The organism is Nesterenkonia alkaliphila (assembly GCF_009758175.1).
GTDB lineage: Bacteria > Actinomycetota > Actinomycetes > Actinomycetales > Micrococcaceae > Nesterenkonia > Nesterenkonia alkaliphila.
In genome coordinates this window covers 1-20,752 of sequence record NZ_WRPM01000064.1, presented here as the reverse complement: position 1 = coordinate 20,752, position 20,752 = coordinate 1, and the positions used below count along the sequence as shown (strand labels likewise).

21 protein-coding genes are annotated in these 20,752 nt (G+C 64.4%); 15 read left to right on the top strand and 6 right to left on the bottom strand.

From position 1 onward, the window contains the following. Positions 1-79: 79 nt before the first annotated feature. Genes GNZ21_RS08790 through GNZ21_RS08780 form a run of 3 tightly spaced genes read right to left on the bottom strand, consistent with a single transcriptional unit; the run spans position 80 to position 4,084 of the window. Positions 80-2,668, bottom strand: coding sequence for a hypothetical protein (locus tag GNZ21_RS08790; RefSeq protein WP_131940745.1), 2,589 nt, complete (start codon positions 2,666-2,668; stop codon positions 80-82). Then, positions 2,661-3,017: a helix-turn-helix domain-containing protein gene (locus GNZ21_RS08785; protein ID WP_010155374.1), complete on the bottom strand. Its 357-nt coding sequence runs from the start codon at positions 3,015-3,017 to the stop codon at positions 2,661-2,663. The genes GNZ21_RS08790 and GNZ21_RS08785 overlap by 8 nt, the downstream gene beginning before the upstream one ends. Continuing rightward, entirely contained in the window at positions 3,014-4,084 is a 1,071-nt protein-coding gene (locus tag GNZ21_RS08780; protein WP_229119376.1) for a tyrosine-type recombinase/integrase, read from the bottom strand. Before GNZ21_RS08780 ends, GNZ21_RS08785 begins: the two co-directional genes overlap by 4 nt. Positions 4,085-4,308: 224 nt before the next feature. Between GNZ21_RS08780 and GNZ21_RS08775 the strand changes: the two genes are divergently transcribed. The 13 genes from GNZ21_RS08775 (at position 4,309) to GNZ21_RS08715 (ending at position 16,956) form a co-directional block, all read left to right on the top strand. Next, complete coding sequence (locus tag GNZ21_RS08775; RefSeq protein WP_198345999.1) at positions 4,309-5,373, top strand: DinB/UmuC family translesion DNA polymerase; 1,065 nt, start codon at positions 4,309-4,311, stop codon at positions 5,371-5,373. A gap of 63 nt (positions 5,374-5,436) precedes the next feature. Next, the gene (locus GNZ21_RS08770; RefSeq protein WP_157323395.1) at positions 5,437-6,522 is read left to right on the top strand and encodes a flavin-containing monooxygenase; all 1,086 of its coding nucleotides are present in this window, start codon (positions 5,437-5,439) and stop codon (positions 6,520-6,522) included. A gap of 131 nt (positions 6,523-6,653) precedes the next feature. Continuing rightward, positions 6,654-7,106: a helix-turn-helix transcriptional regulator gene (locus GNZ21_RS08765; protein WP_157323393.1), complete on the top strand. Its 453-nt coding sequence runs from the start codon at positions 6,654-6,656 to the stop codon at positions 7,104-7,106. A 10-nt stretch (positions 7,107-7,116) separates the two neighbouring features. Then, the gene (locus GNZ21_RS08760) at positions 7,117-7,527 is read left to right on the top strand and encodes a VOC family protein (RefSeq protein WP_157323391.1); all 411 of its coding nucleotides are present in this window, start codon (positions 7,117-7,119) and stop codon (positions 7,525-7,527) included. A 24-nt stretch (positions 7,528-7,551) separates the two neighbouring features. Continuing rightward, on the top strand, positions 7,552-7,980 hold the full coding sequence (locus tag GNZ21_RS08755; RefSeq protein WP_157323389.1) for a VOC family protein: 429 nt from the start codon (positions 7,552-7,554) through the stop codon (positions 7,978-7,980). A gap of 19 nt (positions 7,981-7,999) precedes the next feature. Next, on the top strand, positions 8,000-8,353 hold the full coding sequence (locus tag GNZ21_RS08750; RefSeq protein WP_157323387.1) for a VOC family protein: 354 nt from the start codon (positions 8,000-8,002) through the stop codon (positions 8,351-8,353). A gap of 40 nt (positions 8,354-8,393) precedes the next feature. Then, positions 8,394-10,811, top strand: coding sequence for an ATP-binding cassette domain-containing protein (locus GNZ21_RS08745; protein ID WP_157323385.1), 2,418 nt, complete (start codon positions 8,394-8,396; stop codon positions 10,809-10,811). Between the two features lie 10 nt (positions 10,812-10,821). Further along, entirely contained in the window at positions 10,822-12,054 is a 1,233-nt protein-coding gene (locus tag GNZ21_RS08740; RefSeq protein WP_157323383.1) for an amidohydrolase, read from the top strand. A gap of 198 nt (positions 12,055-12,252) precedes the next feature. Further along, positions 12,253-13,713: an L-serine ammonia-lyase gene (locus tag GNZ21_RS08735; protein WP_157323381.1), complete on the top strand. Its 1,461-nt coding sequence runs from the start codon at positions 12,253-12,255 to the stop codon at positions 13,711-13,713. A 55-nt stretch (positions 13,714-13,768) separates the two neighbouring features. Next, entirely contained in the window at positions 13,769-14,299 is a 531-nt protein-coding gene (locus GNZ21_RS08730; RefSeq protein ID WP_157323379.1) for a GNAT family N-acetyltransferase, read from the top strand. A gap of 5 nt (positions 14,300-14,304) precedes the next feature. Then, positions 14,305-14,982 carry a hypothetical protein gene (locus GNZ21_RS08725; protein ID WP_157323377.1) on the top strand — a complete coding sequence of 226 codons (678 nt, stop codon included), beginning with the start codon at positions 14,305-14,307 and terminating at the stop codon, positions 14,980-14,982. 40 nt (positions 14,983-15,022) lie between these two features. Continuing rightward, positions 15,023-15,868, top strand: a complete 846-nt coding sequence (locus tag GNZ21_RS08720) for a YwaF family protein (RefSeq protein WP_157323376.1) — start codon at positions 15,023-15,025, stop codon at positions 15,866-15,868. A gap of 152 nt (positions 15,869-16,020) precedes the next feature. Next, positions 16,021-16,956, top strand: a complete 936-nt coding sequence (locus GNZ21_RS08715) for an aldo/keto reductase (protein ID WP_373868460.1) — start codon at positions 16,021-16,023, stop codon at positions 16,954-16,956. A 9-nt stretch (positions 16,957-16,965) separates the two neighbouring features. On the opposite strand, the gene GNZ21_RS08710 is transcribed toward GNZ21_RS08715, so the two are convergent. Both GNZ21_RS08710 and GNZ21_RS08705 read right to left on the bottom strand, forming a co-directional pair. Beyond that, complete coding sequence (locus GNZ21_RS08710; RefSeq protein WP_157323373.1) at positions 16,966-17,832, bottom strand: AraC family transcriptional regulator; 867 nt, start codon at positions 17,830-17,832, stop codon at positions 16,966-16,968. 96 nt (positions 17,833-17,928) lie between these two features. Beyond that, complete coding sequence (locus GNZ21_RS08705) at positions 17,929-18,642, bottom strand: HAD hydrolase-like protein (RefSeq protein ID WP_157323371.1); 714 nt, start codon at positions 18,640-18,642, stop codon at positions 17,929-17,931. Positions 18,643-18,716: 74 nt separating this feature from the next. Here GNZ21_RS08705 and GNZ21_RS08700 point away from each other — a divergent pair, with 74 nt between their 5' ends. Together GNZ21_RS08700 and GNZ21_RS08695 are read left to right on the top strand one after the other, a co-directional pair. Continuing rightward, on the top strand, positions 18,717-19,385 hold the full coding sequence (locus tag GNZ21_RS08700) for a GyrI-like domain-containing protein (RefSeq protein ID WP_157323369.1): 669 nt from the start codon (positions 18,717-18,719) through the stop codon (positions 19,383-19,385). A gap of 42 nt (positions 19,386-19,427) precedes the next feature. Beyond that, positions 19,428-19,934, top strand: coding sequence for a mycothiol transferase (locus GNZ21_RS08695; RefSeq protein WP_157323367.1), 507 nt, complete (start codon positions 19,428-19,430; stop codon positions 19,932-19,934). Positions 19,935-19,948: 14 nt separating this feature from the next. Here the strand turns inward: GNZ21_RS08695 and GNZ21_RS08690 are convergent, their stop codons facing one another. Then, positions 19,949-20,395 (bottom strand): SgcJ/EcaC family oxidoreductase, encoded by a 447-nt coding sequence (locus GNZ21_RS08690; RefSeq protein WP_157323365.1) that lies wholly within the window; start codon positions 20,393-20,395, stop codon positions 19,949-19,951. Between the last annotated feature and the right edge of the window lie 357 nt (positions 20,396-20,752).

Below are 20,752 nucleotides of genomic sequence, written 5' to 3'. Positions count from 1 at the left end.
GGACGAGTTGACCGCCGAGCAGAATCGGTGCCGCCCGATTCTCACGACGTGACATCCCTGGAAACGTCATCGTCAGATTTCAGTGCAGGACGACTGGGAGGGGCATGCCGACGCGCTCGACGACCGCGGCGGCGTAGGCGGTGCTGTTCGCGCCGATCGCGTTGGACCAGGCGATCGCGGAGGAGATGTCCAGGCCAGTCAGCCGGCTGAGAACGACGGGTGGGAGTTCCTGCGCGAGCGCTATCAGCGCGCCGGTGCGGGCAAGTCGCGGCGGGATGCCGGCAGCGCGGAGCCGGGTATTCAGCGTGTCGGGGGCCATGTGATGCCCGGCCCGGGTTCCGGGATAGACCCACTCCTGTTCGATGCTCTCCACGAACATGCGAGGCGCGGTGCGGTTGCTGGCGGCTCCCGCGGCCGCCGGCGCGAGCTCGGCGGGGAGCACGAGAGGTTCCTGGCCGAGGCGGACGACCACGGCCTGGTCCGTGACGGTGACGTCTTCCGCGCGCAACTGGACGATCTTCGCCGCCCGGACGCCGAACATGAGCATCAGCCCCGCGGCGAGCTTCGTGTGCGGGTTGATGGACGGGTCGGAGGTGACATCGGCGAGCAGCCGCCAGCGTTCCTCGTCGCTCATGGCTTGCGGGCTCAAGGCTCCTGATGGCGGGCGTGGAGCGGTGAGCGGTCGGGATGCGCCGGCCCGTGCGGTCCAGGTCAGGAAGTGGTGCAGGAACGGGCGTCGGCCGCCGGTGAGCCATTCATCGACATCCGCCTGGGTGAGGGACACGAGAGAACCTCCGCGGGTATGGATCCATTCCAGCAGTTCGATGATCCCCGCGATCTCGAGCCGCCGCCAGGACAGCTGGCCTGATCGGGACGGCATCGTGTTGCGGCGCAGTGCGCGCAGGTGTCGCCATCGCGCGTATTGGGTGACGGTGCGCTGTTCACCCGGGTCGGGGATCTCGGCAAGTGCGCTGTCGAGCCAGAGCTCGAACCGGGCGAGCAGCTCGTCCCGCGGTGGGAGCAGCCCGTGGTCGATGAGCACGGACCGAACCGCTCGGGTCTGATACTCCGAGCCGGCCTGGTCGAGGTAGGCGTGAGTGCGCAGGGATGGGGCGGTGAGCACTCGGGTGATCAGCGTGCAGGCGACGGTGCCGCGTTCGAAGGCGTAGACGATCTTCGACGGAGCACCCTGGAACCACCGCTCTCGCAGATGCGCGATGCGTGCATCGGAGGCGGCGAGCTCGTCGGGCACCATCTCCCGGATCATCTGATCGGCTCGGCAACGGGGGCAGAGCTTCGCGATCAGCCGTGTGATGGTCCCGCAGCTGGTGCAGGGGCGGAACGACTCCGGTTGGCGGGGATAGCAGAGCGGGCAGAACGGCCGGCCCTCGATCCGGCCGTTCACTATCCGAGCGTCTCCGCAGCTTGTGCAGGTCTCGATGATCGGCGGAACGCAGGCCCAGCAGAGATAGCCGGAGCCGTCTTCGGTGCGCTTGTGGCGCAGCCGGACCTCCCCGCAGCTCACGCAGGGCTGGCGAGGGTTGGAGCACTGCTCGCAGGCGGCGCGCGCGGTTCCCGGCCAGCGGCATTGCCGCTCGTTCCCGCAGATCGTGCAGGTGTCGACGCTGGCCTTGTCGGAGCAGGGTTTGCAGATCGCTTTCTCGCTGCCGTGGAACAAACAGGGCGCAAGCTCCCCGCAGTCCGTGCAGGTGTCCAGCCGGGAGGAGCTCCGACACGTTGAACACAGCGGGCCCTCCGGGCTGCGGTAGGCGATCAGTCGATGGTTGCCGCAGCTCACGCAGACGGCGTTCTCGTCGGGGAGCTTGTTCGTGCAGCGTTGGCAGAGTCGCCGCCCGTCGGAGAGCACCCGCTCCAGGTTGGTGACGTCGTCGCAGCCATCGCAGGGGGCATGGTGCGCGATCCGGTAGCAGCGTCGGCAGCTCACTCGTCCCTCGACGCGTTCGGTGAGCGTGCGCGTGGTGCCGCAGCCTCCGCAGCGTCGTTCGGGCAGACGCGCGCCGTCCGCGTGGAGAAGGTCGTAGAACGTGCCGAACAGCACAGAGCCCGCGGCCGGGTCGGAGAACCACTCCGCGCCGTGGGCCTGCAGCTCGAGCATCAGCCGCACTCGGCGGTCCCTCCCGTCCGCCGCCATCTGCTCCACCGCTCGAAGGATGGTCGCGGTCGCGACACGGCGATGGCGGCGGACTTGCTCGACGATGCGCTCGGCCGCTTCGGGTTTCATGTCGACCCAGCATCGTTTGCAGTACGCGCTCTCACCGGGCCCTGTCTGCACGCGGCGGGTGTGCCCGCAACGATCACAGAGTCCGCTCCTGGAAGCGAGACGGCGACCGCATGGAGCGCAGATCCGCCCGGTCGGCGTGCGCTGCAGCAGCTTCCGCAGCCCGCCGCAGTGTGCGCAACGCGGCGGTCGGACAGTCCGCGCTCCAGCCTCGTGGAGGCGAAGCAACAGACTTGCCAGAGCCGGCGTGGTCTGCGGATCCGCCGCGGTGAGCAGCCCGGGTGCCTGCGTGACCAGGTCGAGCGTCCGGCGGGCAACCGGCAGCTGCCGGAACGAGCCGTTCACGATCTCGGCGATCCGCTCACGCGGAAGAGCCTGCTCGACGGCGGCGATCTGCGTGGTCAGCGCGGCGAAGACCGGGTCAAGCATCCGGCGGGAGAATCTGCGCCCTACGCGGCTTCAGGCCCGACTCCCGGAGTCGGTTCGTCGCCGAATCGCCCCGCTCCGGCCCAGGATCGGTCGTCCCGGTCGCTGCGACCGCGCTGCCGAGGACCACCCGCGGCGCGAGCTCCTCGAACGTGCAATCGAAGATGTCCAGCAGCGCGACCAGCGCCTGCATGTTCATCCGCTCCGGCTTCTCCGCGGCGAGCCGATATACCTGGCTCGTCGACAAGTAGACGCCCCGCTCTTCCAGCAGCGGGACCAGCTTCGTCGTGGAGAACATTCCCGCCGCCGCCATCACCTCCCGAAGCCGCCACTCAAACCCGATCAGTCTCATCGCCCGCTCTCTTCCTCATCGCGCGGCCTGTGCCGCGTCTTCTCGATCGCCTGACTCATCATCGTGTTCATGTAGTCCGCGCTCACGCCCGTATAGATCGCCGTCGTCGACTGGTGCAGGTGCCCGACCTGACGTTGCACGAACGCGGGATCGACCCCGGACTCGATCAGGTGGGTCACGTAGGAATGACGCAGCGCGTGCGGCGTCAACACCTCATCCAGCCCCAGCGCCGTCCGGTAGACGGCGAACCTCGACGCCAGCTCCCGCGTGCGCAGCCTCGTCCCGCGTTCCGAGACCCAGAGCGCCGGCGACCCGTCCCGGACCATCAACGGACGCACCTGCTCGACATACTCCTGAAGAGCCTCAACCGCCCAGCCGAACAACGACACGACCGCCCGCCGTTTCGGCGGCCCGCCCCGCGACGACTTCCCGTGCCGGATCTGCATCACACCGAACTCCCCGAACTGTGGAGCCTTCGAATTCCTGTAGAAGTCGGTCACATCAAGCCCAACCGCCTCGCTCGCCCGCATCCCCCATGCGTAGACGACCTTGAACAGCGTCGCGTCCCGGAACGCAGGCAGAGCACCCTTGCGGCGCTCGTCCAGCAACCGCGTCACCTCGGCGTCAGCATGATCCAGCAAGCGCTGCAGCTCCGACCGCGTCAACGGGCGTCGCCCCGGCTTGCCCTCGTAATCCTGCAGGTGCGCGAGCGTGTTCCATTCATGGCAGACCTGAACCGGGTGCGTCCCGAAACGCTCCATGCACTCGTCAACCCAGCCGTAGTGCGGCGAGCAGATGTAATCGCAGAACGCGCGCACCGCCCCCTGGTACGACCGGATCGTCGACGCTTCGACCTTCCGTTGCGACACCAGCAGCGCCATCCACTCGTCAAAGTCGCCCGCGGACCACTCCCACGGCTTCTTGCCCGCGTACGACTCGAACCTCCGGACCACGCCCAAAGCGCGCGACACCGAATCCTCCTTGAGATGTCGGCCACCGATCTGCTGCATCCGCCAGCCCTCGATCATCGCCTCAAACACGGCCTCATGAGCGTTGAGGAACGACACCCCGCCCGCAAGATACAGTGACGACGCACCGTGTGGAACTCGTCCCATCAACCACCCAATCCATCCACATAACGCGCTAATCGTGCATTAGATGCGAATCTATCAGCCCGTCAGACCTCGTCGCGCGGAAAATCGCGGGGCTATCGAAACGACCGATAGCCTTTCTGACGCAGACGCCCGTTCGGATCTCGCATCTGATGCAATACCGCGGGGAAACAGGTTTGGTGGCCCGCTCCAGCAACTACGAGCTCTATGGAGATATGAGCCACCGGTTCCTCCAGGTCATCGGGGAGCATTCCGCCGAGGTGGAAAAGTACAGCATTGATGAGGCGTTCGCCCTGGTCAGCGGAACCACGCAGCACGCCGCGCAATGGGCCCACGGGCTGCGGCAGGCGATCGCCGAGCGACTGGGGCTTCCGGTGGGCATCGGCGCAGGCAGGACCAAAACCCTGGCCAAACTGGCCAACCTTGCTGCCAAAAAACTCTCCGGAATGAAGGGGGTCTGCATCTGGGAGGCCCTAGAGGGCAGCTACCGCGAACAGCTGCTCACACAGCTTCCGGTGCAGCAGATCTGGGGCATCGGCCCCCGGACCTCCAAAAAGCTGGCCGCCCTGGGAATCACCACCGCCGAGCAGCTCCGTGAAGCCGACCCGCCGATGATCCGGCGGCAGTTCGGATTACCAGTGATGCGCACTGTGCTGGAGCTGCGGGGGCAGGCATGCATTGAACTGGAGGACTCACGGGATTTCCACGATTCTCTGGTGTTCAGCCGGTCATTCTCCTCGCCGGTGACCACTCCAGAGGTGATGGAGCAGGTGCTGACCAGCTATGCCCAGCGGGCCTGCACCCGGTTGAACACACGGGACAGCCAGGCCCGCACTCTCACCGCCTGGGCAATGACCTCCTGGTACGGCAGCAAGGAGCTCGAATCGCCCTCCGTAACCCTCACCCTGCCGAGTCCGACCAATGATCCAGTGACGCTCTCGCAGGCCGCAAAGGCGCTGCTGCCGAAGATCACTGAGGGCACCCGCTACACCAAAGCCGGAATCACCCTGACCGACCTCTCCCCAGCCGGCGCCCAGCCCATGCTGGACATTCTGACTGAGCCTCAGCAGGAACGCAGCCTGGGCCCACTTCTGCAGCAGGTGCGCCAAAGAGCCGGAACGGATTCCATCGGGCTGGGCCGCGGCGGACTCAGGGCACCGGCAGAATGGGAGATGCGCCGGGAGATGATGAGCCCGCGCTACACCACTCGCTGGGAGGAGATGCTCACCGTCCACGCCCGGTGAGCGACCCTTCTCAAGGTCTGACCTGACGTCAGATTCCCTGCTCGGTGCTGAAATGATGGACCCATGAGCAGTCAGAATGAGGACATCCCGCGGGCCGATGTCTTGGTCATCGGTGCCGGTCAGGCAGGACTCTCAGCGGGGTACCACCTCAGACGCGCCGGGCTGAAGTTTGTAATGCTCGACGCCGAGCACTCCCCTGGCGGAGCCTGGCAGCACCGATGGGAGTCGCTGCGCATGGCGACCATCAACGGGATCTTCGACCTGCCCGGATTCCCCAAACCCCCCATCGATGATTCCGAGCCGAGCCGCACCGCCATTCCCCGGTACTTCGCGGACTTTGAGCGCGCCATGGAGCTGCCGATCCTCCGGCCGGTACGGGTACACGCCGTGGAGGAGGCCGAGAATGCGTATGCCCGCAAAGCTTCCGGTGAGCTCAGCGTCCGCAGCGACAGCGGTAACTGGACAGCACGGGCGGTGATCAATGCCACCGGCACCTGGGACAACCCGGTGCTGCCCCGGTATCCGGGCGGTGACAGCTTCCGGGGGCGCCACCTGCACACCCGGGACTATGTCTCGGCCGAGGATCTGGCCGGCCGTCGAGTAGCCGTAGTTGGAGGCGGTATCTCTGCAGTCCAACTGCTGGCCGAAATATCCCGCACTGCAAAGACCTTCTGGTACACCCGCCGGGAGCCAGTGTTCCAGGAGGAGGGCTTCCGCCCGGAGATCGAGGGCCGGCGCACTATTGAAAAGGTCACCGCAGCTGCCGAGGCAGGCCTGCCAGCCCGCAGCATCGTCTCCTACACCGGCTTGGTCTGGACCCCTTATGCAAGGGACGCGCATCGTCGCGGGGTTCTGGACCGGCGGCCGATGTTCACCGCGATTGAACCCCACGGTCTGCGTGAGGCTGATGGCAGTCTTACCACTGTGGATACCATCCTCTGGGCTACCGGGTTCCGGCCCGCATTAGACCACCTGGCTCCGCTGAACCTGGTCAACGAGCAGGGTGGGGTTGCGGTGGCCGGCACAGAGGTGCGGGCCGATCCGCGCATTCATCTGATCGGGTTCGGGCCCTCCCAGTCCACCGTAGGTGCCAACCGGGCTGGGCGCAACGCTGTCCGAGTCCTCACCAGGCGGCTGAGTCGCTCCTGAGCTACGCGGCAGGTGGAAGAATGAAGGCATGAGGATCAATATGTGCAGCGACATTGGCTGTCCCTACGGCTATTCGGGTGCGGCTCTGCTGCAGCAGGTCCTCGCGCAGGGATAGACCTCAAAGGTCCGCTATGTCCGTCCACTCAGCTCGCCCGGGATCGCAGAACTGGCTGGAGACCCTGCGCCTGATGCGGAAGGTGCGGGATCGGATAGACTGTGAGTACGCCCAACCGCTGAACGTAGAAGAGCTGGCCCGCGGCATTTTCGTCTCCGCAGGGCATCTCAGCCGCCAGTTCAAACTCGCCTATGGGGAGTCTCCTTACTCCTATCTGATGACCAGACGGGTGGAGCGTGCCATGGCTATGCTGCGGCATAGTGATATGAGCGTCACTGAAATCTGTTTTGCAGTGGGGTTCTCTTCCTTAGGCACGTTCAGCACCCGATTCACCGAGTTAGTGGGGGTTCCGCCCAGCGTATACCAGCAGACCCAGCCACACGCCCTGAGCGGCATTCCCCCCTGCCTAGCGAAGCAGGCGTCCAGACCGGTCAGGAATCAAGAAGCGCGCCCCGCGGAGCAGGCGTAGATTCGATCCCATGAATATCACCATTCATTACACATTCCTGCCCCATACCGATGCAGAGGCCGCACTCGGCTTCTACCGCGACACTCTGGGATTCGAAGTCCGTCAGGACGTCGGCTACGAGGATATGCGCTGGATCACCGTGGGCCCGCCCAATCAGCCGGAGACCTCCATTGTGCTGCACCCTCCGGCGGTGGATCCCGGAATCACCGAGGAGGAGCGTGACGTCATTCTCACCCTCATCGCCAAGGGCGCATTCACCGCCCTGACCCTCGCCGTGGATGATCTCGACGCCCTCTTCGAGAAACTGGTGGCTGCCGGTGCAGACGTCCTGCAGGAGCCCATCGACCAGGACTACGGAGTCCGCGACTGCGCCTTCCGCGATCCGGCCGGAAACCTACTGCGCATCAACCAGCGAGTCTGAGCCCCAGAAAGGACTCAATCATCCATGACGCTCCCTCTGAATATCGCAATACTCGGGACTCCTGACGTCCCAGCCGCCCGGGACTTCTACTCCCAGGTACTCTCCCCCGGGGTGCAGGACTACGGCGGCTTCGCCAGGATGGCGCTGCACGGCTCCGGTGACATAGGGGTAACCGGCTCCGCTGATCTGGCCGCTGAGACAGGAGTCTCTGCAGAGGGCACAGTCTTCCGCGGCTATATCTTCTCCTACGTGCTGGAACAGCCCAGTGAGGTCTCAGCGGTGATCGAGGCCGCCGCCGCAGCCGGCGCGGAGATCCTCAAACCCGCAAAGAAAGCTCTCTTCGGCTCTTTCTCCGGAGTCTTCCGAGCACCGGACGGTGCAGTCTGGAAAGTCTCCTCCGATAAGAAAAAGGACACCGCCGCACCGCAGAGCCCCCCCCCCGAAGCCGACTGAAACCGGAATCCTGCTCGGTGTGGCCGATCCAAAAGCCTCCAAGAGGTTCTACGCCGCTCTAGGTATGGCCGTTGACCGGGACTATGGAGCCAAGTACGTCGACTTCACCGTCACCGGCGGGGCTCTGCGCCTGGGACTGATGCAGCGCCAGGACCTCGCCAAGGACGTGGGCCTCGCCGCAGCAGGTTCAGGCTTCCAACAGCTGGTCCTCAGCCACGACGCCGCCTCTGCCCAGGACGTCGATGATCTGGTGCACAGAGCCGAAGCGGTAGGGGCGGCCATCACCGCTCCCCCAGCAGCGCAGGAGTGGGGCGGCTATATGGGATACTTCACCGATCCCGGCGGTGGCGTCTGGAAGATCGCATCAGCATGACCAGCTGCCACGGCGTACGTTGTACGATGTTCTGGTGACTATGCGCAGCACAATCTCCAGCCCTGCCTCCGCCTCCTCCACTGCATCCCACGAATTCATCACCGTCCGCGGTGCCCAAGAGAACAACCTGCGCGGGATTGATGTGGACATCCCCAAGCGCAAACTGACCGTCTTTACCGGGGTCTCCGGTTCCGGGAAGTCCTCCCTGGTCTTCGGCACTGTCGCCGCTGAGTCCCGGCGGCTGATCGACGAGACTTATGATGCCTTCATCCAGGGGTTCATGCCTGCTATGGCCCGGCCCGCGGTCGAGGTGCTGGACGGGTTGACCGCCGCTATCATCATCGACCAGGAGCGGATGACACCGAACCCGCGCTCCACTGTAGGCACCGTCACCGATGTCAACGCCATGCTGCGCATCCTCTTCAGCCGCTTCGCCCAGCCGCAGATCGGCTCCCCGCAGGCATACTCCTTCAATGTGGCATCGGCCTCCGGGTCCGGAACAATGACCAAGGCAGACGGTACCGAGGAAACCGCCGGCTTCAGCGTCACCGGCGGTATGTGCATCCGCTGTGAGGGCCGCGGCCAGGTCAACAGCATCGACCTGGGTCAACTGGTGGACGAGTCCAAGTCACTAAATGAGGGCGCCATCACCGTCCCCGGGTTCAAAGTAGGCGGCTGGTCGGTGCGGTTCTACAGCGAATCCGGGTTCTTCGACCCCGATAAGCCGGTGAAGGACTACACCGAGCAGGAGCGCCAGGACCTCTTCCACCGTGAGCCGGGCAAGGTGAAGATTGGCGGGGTCAATATGACCTTCCAGGGGCTGGTCCCCTCGGTGCAGAAGTCCTTCCTGGCCAAGGACCGCGATGCGATGCAGCCACATATCCGGGCCTTCGTGGACCGGGCGGTGACCTTCACCAGCTGCCCGGACTGCGCCGGCACACGTCTTTCCCAGCTCACCCTGTCTTCGAAGATCGCAGACAAGAACATCGCCGAACTGTGCGCCATGCAGATCAGTGACCTCCTGGAGTGGATCGGGCAGCTGGACACCTCCACCGAGAAGCTCCGGGGATCCGCTCCGCTGCTGTCCGCCGTCGCTGAGACTCTGCAGAACTTTGTGCATATCGGCCTGGGGTACCTGTCGCTGGAACGCTCATCGGGCACCCTCTCCGGCGGTGAGGCGCAGCGGGTGAAGATGATCCGGCATCTGGGCTCCTCGCTGACCGATGTCACCTATGTCTTCGACGAGCCCACGGTGGGTCTGCATCCTCATGATGTGGACCGAATGAACGAGCTGCTGATCAAGCTCCGGGATAAGGGAAATACTGTCCTGGTGGTGGAGCACAATCCTGAGGTGATGGCCGTGGCCGATCACATTGTGGATATGGGCCCCGGAGCGGGCAGCCACGGCGGTCAGGTGGTTTACACCGGCGATTTCGCCGGACTGCGCACTTCAGGGACGCTCACCGGGGAGCATCTGGACTCCAGACAGCCGCTGAAGCAGCAGCCGCGCACTGCTGCCGGTTCCCTGGAGATCCGTGGTGCCGCTACGCACAATCTAAGGAACATCGATGTAGATGTCCCCACCGGGGTGCTGGTGGCAGTCACCGGTGTGGCCGGATCAGGCAAGAGTTCCCTGATCCACGGCTCGCTTGGCGGTCGGGAAGGCCTGGTGGCGGTTGACCAGGCACCGATCCGTGGTTCCCGGCGCTCCAACCCGGCCACCTATACCGGACTGCTGGAACCCATCCGCAAGGCATTTGCCAAGGCCAACGGCGTCAAACCGGCCCTGTTCAGCGCCAACTCGGAGGGCGCCTGCCCCACCTGCAGTGGAGCCGGGGTGATCTACCAGGATCTGGGCATCATCGCAGGGATCTCCACCGTGTGCGAGGAGTGCCAGGGCAGACGTTTCCAAGCCTCGGTCCTGGAGTACACCCTGGGCGGGAAGAACATCGCTGAGGTGCTCGCCATGCCTGCGGAGGAGGCCCTGGACTTCTTCAGCGGAAATAGTCACGCTGGGGCCGCTAAACTGCCCGCGGCCCAGAAGATCCTCACCCGGCTCTGCGATGTGGGACTGGGCTACCTCACCCTGGGGCAGCCGCTGAGCACGCTCTCCGGCGGTGAGCGCCAACGGGTGAAACTCGCCATCGAGATCGGCGCCGCGGCTGAGGTGATTGTGCTGGATGAGCCGAGTGCAGGCCTGCATATGGCAGACACTGACCGTCTGATCGGCATGCTGGAGAAGATCGTGGACTCCGGACGGACCGTGATCGTCATTGAGCACAACCTGGAGGTGATCTCCCGGGCTGACTGGATCATCGATATCGGCCCCGGCGCTGGTCATGACGGTGGCGAAGTGATCTTCTCCGGCGCCCCCGGTGACCTGATGTCAGTGCCCCGTTCGCTGACCGGACTGCATCTCAGCCGCCGGCACAGTCACCCCGCTGCCGCCGCTGAATAACTGACAGATCATGACCACACCACCTGTTCCAGATCTCACTCCTGAGGAACGCCAGCACCTGCACCAGTTCTACAAGGTGCTGCACACCCACCCGGAGCTGAGCATGCAGGAGTACCGTACGGCCGAGCGGATCGAGGCGGAGCTGGAGTCGATGGGGGTGGAGAGCTTCCGCTGCGCCGGAACTGGGGTGGTCGCTGTGGTACGCAACGGCGAGGGCCCAGTGGTTGCGCTGCGCGCCGATACCGACGGGCTGCCGATGCTGGAGCGTACCGGTGTGGACTATGCCTCGCAGGACCGCGGCACCGCCTCCGATGGAACTGAGGTACCGGTGATGCATGGCTGCGGCCATGACACGCATATCGCCTGTCTCACCACCGCGCTGCGCATGCTGCTGCGCCGGCGCACGGATTGGAGCGGAACTCTGGTGGCCGTGTTCCAACCGGGTGAGGAAGTCGGCCAGGGTGCCCGCGCCATGGTGGCGGACGGACTGTGGGAGCGGGTGCCGCGCCCTGACGTGGTGTTGGGCCAGCATGTCTCCAACCAGCCTTCGGGCACGGTGACCATGGCGATCGGCCCGGCAATGGCGGGGACAGATTCGTTGCGGGTGACCGTCCACGGCAAGCAGGCTCACGGCTCCAGGCCGCATCTGGGGATTGATCCGATCGTACTGGGTGCGGCAATGATCTCCCGGCTGCAGACCATTGTTTCCCGGGAGGTCGATGCCCATGAACCGGCGGTGGTGACTGTGGGCGTGTTCCGCGGGGGTCTGAAGGAGAACATCATCCCCGAACGGGCCGAGTTCACCGTCAATATTCGCACCCTCACCGAACCGGTGCGGGACCAGGTGCTGGCCGCGGTGAAACGAATTGTCCGAGGTGAAGCAGAGGTTGCCGGTGCCCCAGTACCGGAGATCGAGCACTACTCCCAGCTTCCGCCCACCATCAACAATGTCGATGCCGCCAAGCAGACGTATCAGGCCATTGAGCAGGCGCTTGGAGCAGAGCTGGTCAGTGTGGAGCGGCCGCGTATGGGCTCGGAGGACTTTGGACTGCTCGGCAAGGAGGCCGGCGTGCCTTCGGTGCTCTGGTTCTTCGGCGGTGCCGAGGCCGGTGCGGTTGATCCGCCAGGAAACCATTCCCCGTTCTTTGCACCTCCGCTGGAGCCCACGCTGAGCACTGGAGCTCGGACGATGGCTGCAGCCGCTCTGCACTGGCTGAGCACACCAAGCATTGCGCACGGTTAGAATACGTGTTCTAATAAGGACTGCGCGATGGGAAGCGCTGACGCGTGCAGAGACCCTCCTCACTGTTTCTGCACGCGTCTCCCGTTAACGGTCCCTCCTCCGAGTTTTCACCTGCTGCAGAACATGGCGGCACTCGTTGTTCACCGCGGCCCGCATACAGTTCTTCCCAGTGCTGAAGGGCCGCGTAAGCTGAAGCCGATGGCTATCAGCGTGTTTGACCTGTTCAGCGTGGGCGTGGGGCCCTCCTCCTCGCACACTGTAGGGCCGATGCGTGCCGCACGGCGGTTCGTTGCCGAACACCTGGTGGCAGATGACGACGCCGCCCCAGGCACCGCTGGCACTGGCGGCTCCGCAGTTGCCCGCTCAGCACCAATCGACCGGCTAGCCGGGATTCAAGTGGAGCTGTTCGGCTCACTCTCCGCCACCGGCGCCGGGCATGGCACCTTTGACGCGATTCTATTGGGGCTGGAGGGCTGGGCTCCTGAAGAGATCCAGCCTGAGGATGTCGATGAGCGCAAAGCAGCCATTGAGGCCTCCGGCACGGTACAGGTTGCAGCCCAACTGGGGCGCCGCCGGGATATAACCCTGCGGGTAGCTGATTTCATCCAGCGGCCACTGACCCATCTGGAACGGCATTCCAATGCAATGGTTCTGCGCGCAGTGGATGCTGCTAATGAGCTCTTGGCCGAGGAAACCTACTATTCGGTGGGCGGTGGGTTCGTGGTGGCAGACAGCGACGACCCAGAGGCTGAGCTCAATGCTGCTGATGCGCAGATCCCCTACCCGTTCCGCACCTCGGCGGAACTGATGGACCATTGTGCGGCCACCGGTCTGCCGGTCTCGGAGATCATGCTGGCCAATGAGACGGCCCGCCGGCCCGAGTCTGAGGTGTTGGCCGGCATCTGGCACCTCTGGGAAGTGATGGAAGCGTGTAAGGACTCTGCCCTGAAGCGGGAGGGGCCGTTGCCGGGCGGGCTGAAGGTGCGGCGTCGTGCCCCTGCCTGGCATGCCAAGATGTGGGCCGATGACCCCGACCGCTCTCATGCCTATTGGCAGGAGTGGGTGAACCTGGTGGCGCTGGCGGTCAATGAGGAGAATGCCTCCGGGGGCCGGGTAGTGACTGCACCTACCAATGGGGCAGCCGGAATCATCCCGGCGGTGGGTTTCTACGCCACGCACTACGGCCCCGGTTCCAGCTTCGCCCAGAAGACTGATCTGCGCCGGATCGTGACCTCCTATTTGCTCACTTCCGCGGCCATCGGGGTGCTGTATAAGGAGCAGGCCTCGATCTCTGGGGCGGAGGTGGGCTGTCAGGGGGAGGTCGGCTCGGCTTCCTCGATGGCCGCAGCGGGTCTCTGTGAGGTCCTCGGCGGGACTCCGGCCCAGGTGGAGAATGCCGCGGAGATCGCCATGGAGCACAATCTGGGGCTGACCTGTGACCCGATTTCCGGATTGGTGCAGGTGCCCTGTATTGAGCGCAATGCGATCGCAGCCACCAAAGCGGTCAATGCCGCGCGGATGGCGCTGATGGGCGACGGCGAGCATCGGGTCACCCTGGACGAGGTCATTGCCACCATGCGCGAGACCGGCAAGGACATGTCCCATAAGTACAAGGAGACTGCCCTGGGCGGCCTGGCAGTCAATGTGGTGGAATGCTGAGTTTTTGAAGTCTGCACATCGTTTCATGCGCGCCTCACCCAAGTACGCTGAACGTATGCATGCAGTGGTGAAGCGGTTGAGCCGCAAAGATGCCGCGGATGTGCTGGCCGGGTTCACCGCTGATCCAGAAATGCTCCGGCAAGGCGATGTCACGGACCTGGACTCGGCCCAGAACTACATCGACTTCATCACCGACCCTAACGAGGGCAATCACGGGTTTGCCGTGGAGTTGGACTCCCAGTGCGGCGGCGTCGTTGGAATCAACGGCGCCTCGGCGCACCGGCTGGGCTGGTTCTTCTATTGGATGCACCCGCAGTTCCGCGGGTATGGGCTGACGGCCCGTGCTGCTGCCACGGTGGCCAACTGGGCACTGAGCTCAGGCGGATTCGAACGCCTGGAGCTGGGCCACCGGGTGAACAATCCGGCATCCGGTGCAGTGGCGCAGGCGGCAGGGTTCCGCCATGAGGGCACCGAGCGGAAGAAGTTTCTTGTCGGCGGCGAGCGCGTGGATGTGCTGACCTACGGCAGGCTGGCCACAGATCCGCTGCCGCAGACCCACCCACTTCCCCTCTCCAAGGTAGAATAGATCACATGGCCGCACCGCTGTTTCCTGAGTCTGCTCTGACTGCCAGTCTGCTCTATGCCCTGGGGCATGGCCGTGACCCCGATTCCGGCGGCTCGGAATTGCCGGCAGAGATGGTTGAGCAGGTGACCGGCCTGCTGGAGGATCAAGGTACCCCGGAGTTGGTTCCGCAGGTGCTGGCCGGCGTCCGGGCCGGGCAGCAGAGGCTGGAGCAGGACCCGTCTGCGACGATCTCGGCTAATGTGTACACCGAGCTGCGTAAGAAGTTCATCGCTGATCACGGCATCGTCTCCAGCAAGGGCAGGCGGGTCTGGCCGGTGGGCACTATCACCCTGTTGAAGCGGGCAGGCGGCTCCTGGAATGAGGCGCTGAACTCGGCCGGGCTGGCCACCAGCGCCCGGCAGCGGCCCAAAGGATTCGGGGTGGCGACTTTCACTCCAGAACAGTTCGACATCGCTATTGAGGACTATAAGCGCGACGCCAAAGAGGCCGGATTCGCCACCAAATACGACAACTATCTGGAGTGGCGGAAGTACCACCTCAGCAAGGGCCGGACCAATCTGCCCTCAGGACCTGCGGTGCGCAACCACTACGGCAGCTGGAGTAAGGCGATCGGCGGCAAGGTCAGCGCCGGGCTGCGCGAGTTCGTGCCGCCGCCCTCGGACAAATACTTCTACCTTGACTGATCACTGCTGCGCCTACCGCAGCAGGTGAGCCGATGCCGGTATGCTTCAGCTCGTGGAGCAGGGTGAGGCCTGGCGGATGCCTCAGTACGGACTGGAACACGGTGCTGCAGCGGCAGTGATTGCTGCAGTGCTGGTAGCCAGTGTGATCCTGGTACGCCGCTGCGAGGATGTCCATGCTGCTGAGCGGTGGCTGCGGCGCTGCGGCTGGGTGCTGCTGACAGTCTCAGTGGCCTGGACTCTCTGGGGTCTGCTGCCGATGAACTTTCTGCTCCATGAGTCCCTGCCGTTCCACTTCTCCGACGCCATCCGCCTCCTGACCGCCATCTCGCTCATTGCACGTCCCGGCTGGGCCGTGGCGGTGCTCTACTACTGGGGGTTCACGCTGAACCTGCAGTCGGTGCTCACCCCGGATTTGAATTACCGGCAGGTGGAGCACCTGGAGTACCTGATGTACTGGCTCCTCCACGGGGCAGCACTGATTGTCCCTGCGGTGCTGGTCTGGGGCCTGGGGTACCGGCCCACCTGGCGCGGTTATGCCCTGACCCTGGCAGCAACTGGGCTGTGGGGCGGCGTCGCCATGGTGGTCAACAGTCGGCTGGGTACCACCTACAGCTATGTCAGCGGCGGACCTGAGGGCTCCTCGCTGCTCGATGTTCTCGGTCCCTGGCCCCTGTACTTGGTCTCGGTGGCTGGCCTGATGGTTCTGGGCTGGGGGTTGATGACCTGGCCCTGGGAAACCCCACGCCAGCGTGAGAACACTGCACGGGCGGATCGCTTCGGTTTCACTCGCCGCATCCAGGCTCGATCCGGCGGCGAGACACCGACCACCGGGCCCCACCGTGCTCCCGCGCAACATTCATCAGGATCTGCCGAACCCGCCGCATAGTACTCCCAACGAATGTTGCAGATTCAGCGCTGAGGAGCGCCGTGCTGCAACTTTGGCTGGGACTCCAGGGGGCATCTCTCTGTATGACCAGGAGTCCCATGGAACCCAAGCCGGAAGCCAGCCTGCGTCTGCTGCCGCAGTAGAGTGAACAAGTGCGACATATTCAGATGCCCGCAGCCGGGTTGAGCGCCCCGCAGGTGATCCTGGGGATGATGCGGATTGCCGAGCGGACCGATGATGAGATCCGTGCCCTGGTCGGTGCCGCGCTGGAGGCTGGGGTGAACTATGTGGACCACGCCGATATCTACTCCCCGGGTCTGAGCGTGCACGAATGCGAGCGCCGGTTCGCCCAGGCCATGCAGCTCAGCCCAGCCGAACGGGAGCAGCTGACTATTCAGACCAAGGTCGGCATCGTCAAGGATGGCCCCCGCTACGACTTCTCCTACGAGCACATCATCTCCTCGGTGGAAGGTTCCCTGCGAGCGCTGGGCACCGACTACGTGGATGTCCTGCTGCTGCACCGTCCGGACCCGCTGGTGGAGCCGGAGGAAGTGGCCCGGGCTTTCAACCAGCTGCATTCAGCGGGGAAGGTGCGGCATTTTGGGGTCTCCAATCACACACCGGCCCAGATGGAGCTGCTGCACCGGAACCTGGACCAGCCGCTGACGGTTAACCAGGTGCAGCTCTCGCTGCCGCATGCTGCCATCCTCACTGAGGGGCTGCTGGCCAATACGCTGGGCGCGGCACCGCATATCTCCCCGGACGGGGCAGGAGTGGTGGAATATTGCCGGATGAACGGGATCGCCCTGCAGGCATGGTCGCCCTACCAGTCCCCCACCGGGGTCTTCATCGGGAACCCGGAATACCCGGAGCTCAATGCAGTGCTGGAGTCGCTGGCTGAGACCCACGGAGTAACCCCAACCGGTATTGCCACAGCCTGGATCACCCGCCACCCCGCGGATATCCAGGTGGTGCTGGGCACTACCCAGCCCGCCCGGGTCCGCGAGGCGGCCGAGGGTGCTGATATTCGGCTCAGCCGGGCCGAGTGGTTCCAGCTGCTGCGGGCTGCCGGCCACCCGGTGCCCTAACAGAGCCTCCTAAACTCGCTCCACCGGCAGCCAGTAATCGCAGGTGGCGGTGCCTGCTTCCTCCGAGTACTCGAGGTAAGCCACCAGGGAGGGGCCGGGCCGGAGCCGCCAGGGGTTCGAGGGGAACCATTCTGTGGCCGTGGCGGCCATTGTCTCCTGCAGAACTTCCGGGTGTTCTCCGGCGGTCCGGAACACGGCCCAGGCACCAGCCTCGACCTCGATGGCGTCAAGTCCCTCTGGTACTGCAGTGTCCGCAGTGACCGCAACACCCTGCATATGGGTCAGTTGGCTGCCCTCGGTGTAGTCAGGGTCCACGTCGTCGCTGACTTGCAGCAGCCCATTGGGCTCGGTGTTGCTGATCTCGTGGAGTCGGGCGTATTCGGTCTTCGGGATGGAGGCTACGTGTTCGGCAATATGTGGGTTGATGCCTTCGTAGATCAGCGGCACACGAGCAGCGTGGCCGATGAGGCGGAAGGCTGGGCGTTCGGTGATTCGGGCATCCATGTGGGCGCTCCCTTCGACGGTCAGGCGAAACCTGAGTTGTGGTTGACTGCGAAGGGGGCCACCATGACGGCGGACCTCACCGTGACTGACGCCGTGCACTGCGCGGAGAGCACGCCCGAAGGCTTCAGTGGACCCGTACCCATAGCGGACTGCGATGGTCAGCAGGTCTTCGCTGCCGATGACATCGGCTGCGGCTACCGTCATCCGGCGCCGCCGCAGGTACTCCGAGACCGGCATACCGGCCAGGGATGAGAACATCCGGCGCAGGTGGTAGGCCGTGGTCCCAGAGGTACGGGCGAAGGCCTCGAGGTCGATCTCATCCCTGAGATGATGCTCGATCTCATCGGCCAGGCGGTTGAGGATCTCAATCATGGCTGCTCCCTTCGCCATCAACTCTCCCGCGCGGCCAACCCGGTGCGCCCGACTTCTCCGGTCCGATCTGATCGGGTAGCGCCGGCGAACACTAGGTCAGTGGGCCCCTGCCCCGGCGGGACGTGCGGAAAGGCGCGGCAGCAGGCGGGAGATCTCCTGGTCGAGCTGCTCAGCGGAGGCCACCACTGTCTCCGCACCGGCTTCCTGAAGTTCACCCTCGGGGGCGTATCCCCAAGCCACGCCGATGCAGGAGATGCCGTGGCGGGCAGCACCTTCGACGTCGAATTTTCGGTCACCGATCATTACCACTGGCAACCGGCCACCGTCCTCGGCGCTCAGACCGAGTTGTCCCAGGGCCTCAGCGATGATGGGGCCCTTGCTGGTATGCGGGATCACCTCATCGGGGTCGGATCCGGCAACGGCGTCAAAGAATCCGCTCAGCCCCTGAATCTGCAGTAACCGGTTGGCCTGAGGCCCAGGCTTGGAGGTGGCCACTGCGAGCGCCACCCCCTGGTCCCGCAGCCTCCCGAGGAGTTCGCCGATGCCCGGGTACACCTTGCTGGCAGCCATGCCTTCGCGGATATAGCCGGCGCGGTAGTTCTCGATGAGCTTGGGAATCAGCTCCTCGGTCACCCCGGGCAGTGCTTTCAGGCTGGTCGCCAGCGGGGGGCCGATGAAGCTCTTCAGCATCTGCTCATCCGGCACACTGATCCCGTGATCCCGCAGTGCTGCGGCGATGCCGCCGGTGATGGCACCTGCTGGGTCCACCAGTGTCCCATCGAGGTCAAAGATCGCGGCAGAGTGAGTCATGATCCCATCCTGCCACGCCCAACGGCTGGTCAGCAGGGACAGACCGGCTGTTCCTCGGTAGGTAGGATCACCCCATGGGGCGCAGCGGTTGTGGGCACGACGACGCGGGCGGCTCGCCTCCGCGCCCAAAGGTTGATTTCAAACGGTCCCTGGACAGCTACCGCGCCAAGCCGGGCGCGTTCCGCGTAGTGGATGTGCCGCCTATGCGCTATCTCATGGTGGATGGGCATGGCGACCCGAACACCTCGACTTCTTACGCGCAGGCTCGCGAGGCGCTCTACCCGGTGGCATATTCGGTGAAGTTCGCCAGCCAGCAGGAACTCGGCCGGGACTATGTGGTCCCGCCCTTGGAGGGGCTGTGGTGGGCTGAGAATATGGATGTTTTCACCGTCGCACGCGATAAGTCCCAGTGGAACTGGACGATGATGCTTATGGTGCCTGAATGGGTCGAGACAACTATGGTCCAGGCCGCAGTGCAGAGCGTCGGCACTAAACGTAGGCCCACAAGATTGGGAGACCTTCGGCTGGAGACCTTGGCGGAGGGCCGGTGCGTGCAGACCCTGCATATCGGCGCCTTCGACGACGAGGGGCCCGTCCTGGCCAGAATGCATGAGGAGTTCATCCCTGCCCAGGGTCTGCGTATGACTGGCGAACACCACGAGGTCTATTTCAGCGATCCCCGCAGAACCTCTCCCGCAAAACTGCGCACCCTGCTGAGGCAACCAGTCTCCGCCGCCAGTTGAGGGCTTCGGGAGCAGCGACACGGGCTCCGCTACTCTTGAGCTATGTCCCCTGATGGAGAACACGCACCTGATCATGACGTGGCAGACGCAGCGCTCACTGCCGATGACCAGATTCTCGTGGAGTTCATTCTGCAGAAATTTGATGAGCTGCTCGGTGTCCTCCGGCAGCTCGATGATGAGCAAGCGAACGCCACCCTTCCAGCTGACGGCAGCAACTCCGTGGTGCAGCTGGTGACGCACTGCTGCGGGATGATGCGGCGGTGGTCTTCGACAGTAAACCTGGGCATGGAGGTGCCGCGTGACCGCAGGGCCGAGTTCCAGGCAGTAATGCCTGCTGCGGAGGCCTTAGAACTGGCCGCACGCACACGGGAGCTGTTCCTGAAGGATGTGACACAGACAGATTTCGACGCCGCCCCGGTGCACGTGCCGCCGGGACGGGATCACTTCTGGACAGCCAGCTGCCGTGGCGTGCTCTTCCACGTACTGGAGGAGATCGCCCAGCACCTGGGTCAGGCCGAGATCACCCGCGACTGCCTCGGCGGCCACTAGAGGACTATCGTCCCTCAGCTCTGCTGATAGCTGGTCGGTGCTATGCCGCTATCTCCTGCGATGTGAGTCTCGGAACCGGGCACCCTGTCGGTGTTGTGGGCAGAAACGGCCAACCAGGCGTCGTCGTTCTTATGCAGAACGAAGCTGAAGATACCCCGCCGCTCCCCCGGTTCGCCGCCGTTCTGCGGACTCTGACCGGACAGAGTCCACTCGAGATGCACCACGGCGGCGGAATCACCCAGACGGCGCAGCTTGGTGCGCTGCACCTTCATCTCTGAGTCGCCGAAGATCCGGCGGAACCCGTAGTCATGGGCCTGGCGGATACGCTCGCGGTCCTCCCACCAGAGCCCGACGACGTTGACGAAGTCCGCATCCTGCGCGAACAGTCCCGCCAGAGCGGCGGCATCGGTCCGGTTCCACGCCTGGACGAATCGGTCAGCAATCTCTTCCGGCTCGTCCATAGGGCGGTCGCTATTTGAGGGCACGCCCTCAGTTTGGCACAGCACCGGTGAAGGAGACCGGCTTGCCAGCGTCTGGCGCAGCAGAACAAGCACTAAGAGCACCGTGACGCTTGAAGAATTCAAGACTCAGCCCTTCCGAGCTCATCGCCAAGGCCGCGGCCGGTACATCACTGGGGAAAACAACTCTCTGCGGAATCTAAAGAAGGTATCGCGTACGCCGAGAGTATCTATGTGAGCGCCGTCAGGTACGGAGCAAGAGTCTTCATAAAACAGGGAGGTATCTTCCGCTTATAGGAAAAGGGGTATCCATTTGAGTGCCAACGGGACCGGGTAGGCTGATCGGGATGTAAGTGCCCC

Bases quoted from the DNA above. Each gene is read 5' to 3' on its own strand.
- GNZ21_RS08790 (WP_131940745.1), bottom strand. From the start codon at position 2,668: ATGCTTGACCCGGTCTTCGCCGCGCTGACCACGCAGATCGCCGCCGTC.
- GNZ21_RS08785 (WP_010155374.1), bottom strand. From the start codon at position 3,017: ATGAGACTGATCGGGTTTGAGTGGCGGCTTCGGGAGGTGATGGCGGCG.
- GNZ21_RS08770 (WP_157323395.1), top strand. From the start codon at position 5,437: ATGAGCAGTCAGAATGAGGACATCCCGCGGGCCGATGTCTTGGTCATC.
- GNZ21_RS08765 (WP_157323393.1), top strand. From the start codon at position 6,654: ATGTCCGTCCACTCAGCTCGCCCGGGATCGCAGAACTGGCTGGAGACC.
- GNZ21_RS08760 (WP_157323391.1), top strand. From the start codon at position 7,117: ATGAATATCACCATTCATTACACATTCCTGCCCCATACCGATGCAGAG.
- GNZ21_RS08755 (WP_157323389.1), top strand. From the start codon at position 7,552: ATGACGCTCCCTCTGAATATCGCAATACTCGGGACTCCTGACGTCCCA.
- GNZ21_RS08745 (WP_157323385.1), top strand. From the start codon at position 8,394: ATGCGCAGCACAATCTCCAGCCCTGCCTCCGCCTCCTCCACTGCATCC.
- GNZ21_RS08740 (WP_157323383.1), top strand. From the start codon at position 10,822: ATGACCACACCACCTGTTCCAGATCTCACTCCTGAGGAACGCCAGCAC.
- GNZ21_RS08735 (WP_157323381.1), top strand. From the start codon at position 12,253: ATGGCTATCAGCGTGTTTGACCTGTTCAGCGTGGGCGTGGGGCCCTCC.
- GNZ21_RS08730 (WP_157323379.1), top strand. From the start codon at position 13,769: ATGCATGCAGTGGTGAAGCGGTTGAGCCGCAAAGATGCCGCGGATGTG.
- GNZ21_RS08725 (WP_157323377.1), top strand. From the start codon at position 14,305: ATGGCCGCACCGCTGTTTCCTGAGTCTGCTCTGACTGCCAGTCTGCTC.
- GNZ21_RS08720 (WP_157323376.1), top strand. From the start codon at position 15,023: ATGCTTCAGCTCGTGGAGCAGGGTGAGGCCTGGCGGATGCCTCAGTAC.
- GNZ21_RS08710 (WP_157323373.1), bottom strand. From the start codon at position 17,832: ATGATTGAGATCCTCAACCGCCTGGCCGATGAGATCGAGCATCATCTC.
- GNZ21_RS08705 (WP_157323371.1), bottom strand. From the start codon at position 18,642: ATGACTCACTCTGCCGCGATCTTTGACCTCGATGGGACACTGGTGGAC.
- GNZ21_RS08700 (WP_157323369.1), top strand. From the start codon at position 18,717: ATGGGGCGCAGCGGTTGTGGGCACGACGACGCGGGCGGCTCGCCTCCG.
- GNZ21_RS08695 (WP_157323367.1), top strand. From the start codon at position 19,428: ATGTCCCCTGATGGAGAACACGCACCTGATCATGACGTGGCAGACGCA.
- GNZ21_RS08690 (WP_157323365.1), bottom strand. From the start codon at position 20,395: ATGGACGAGCCGGAAGAGATTGCTGACCGATTCGTCCAGGCGTGGAAC.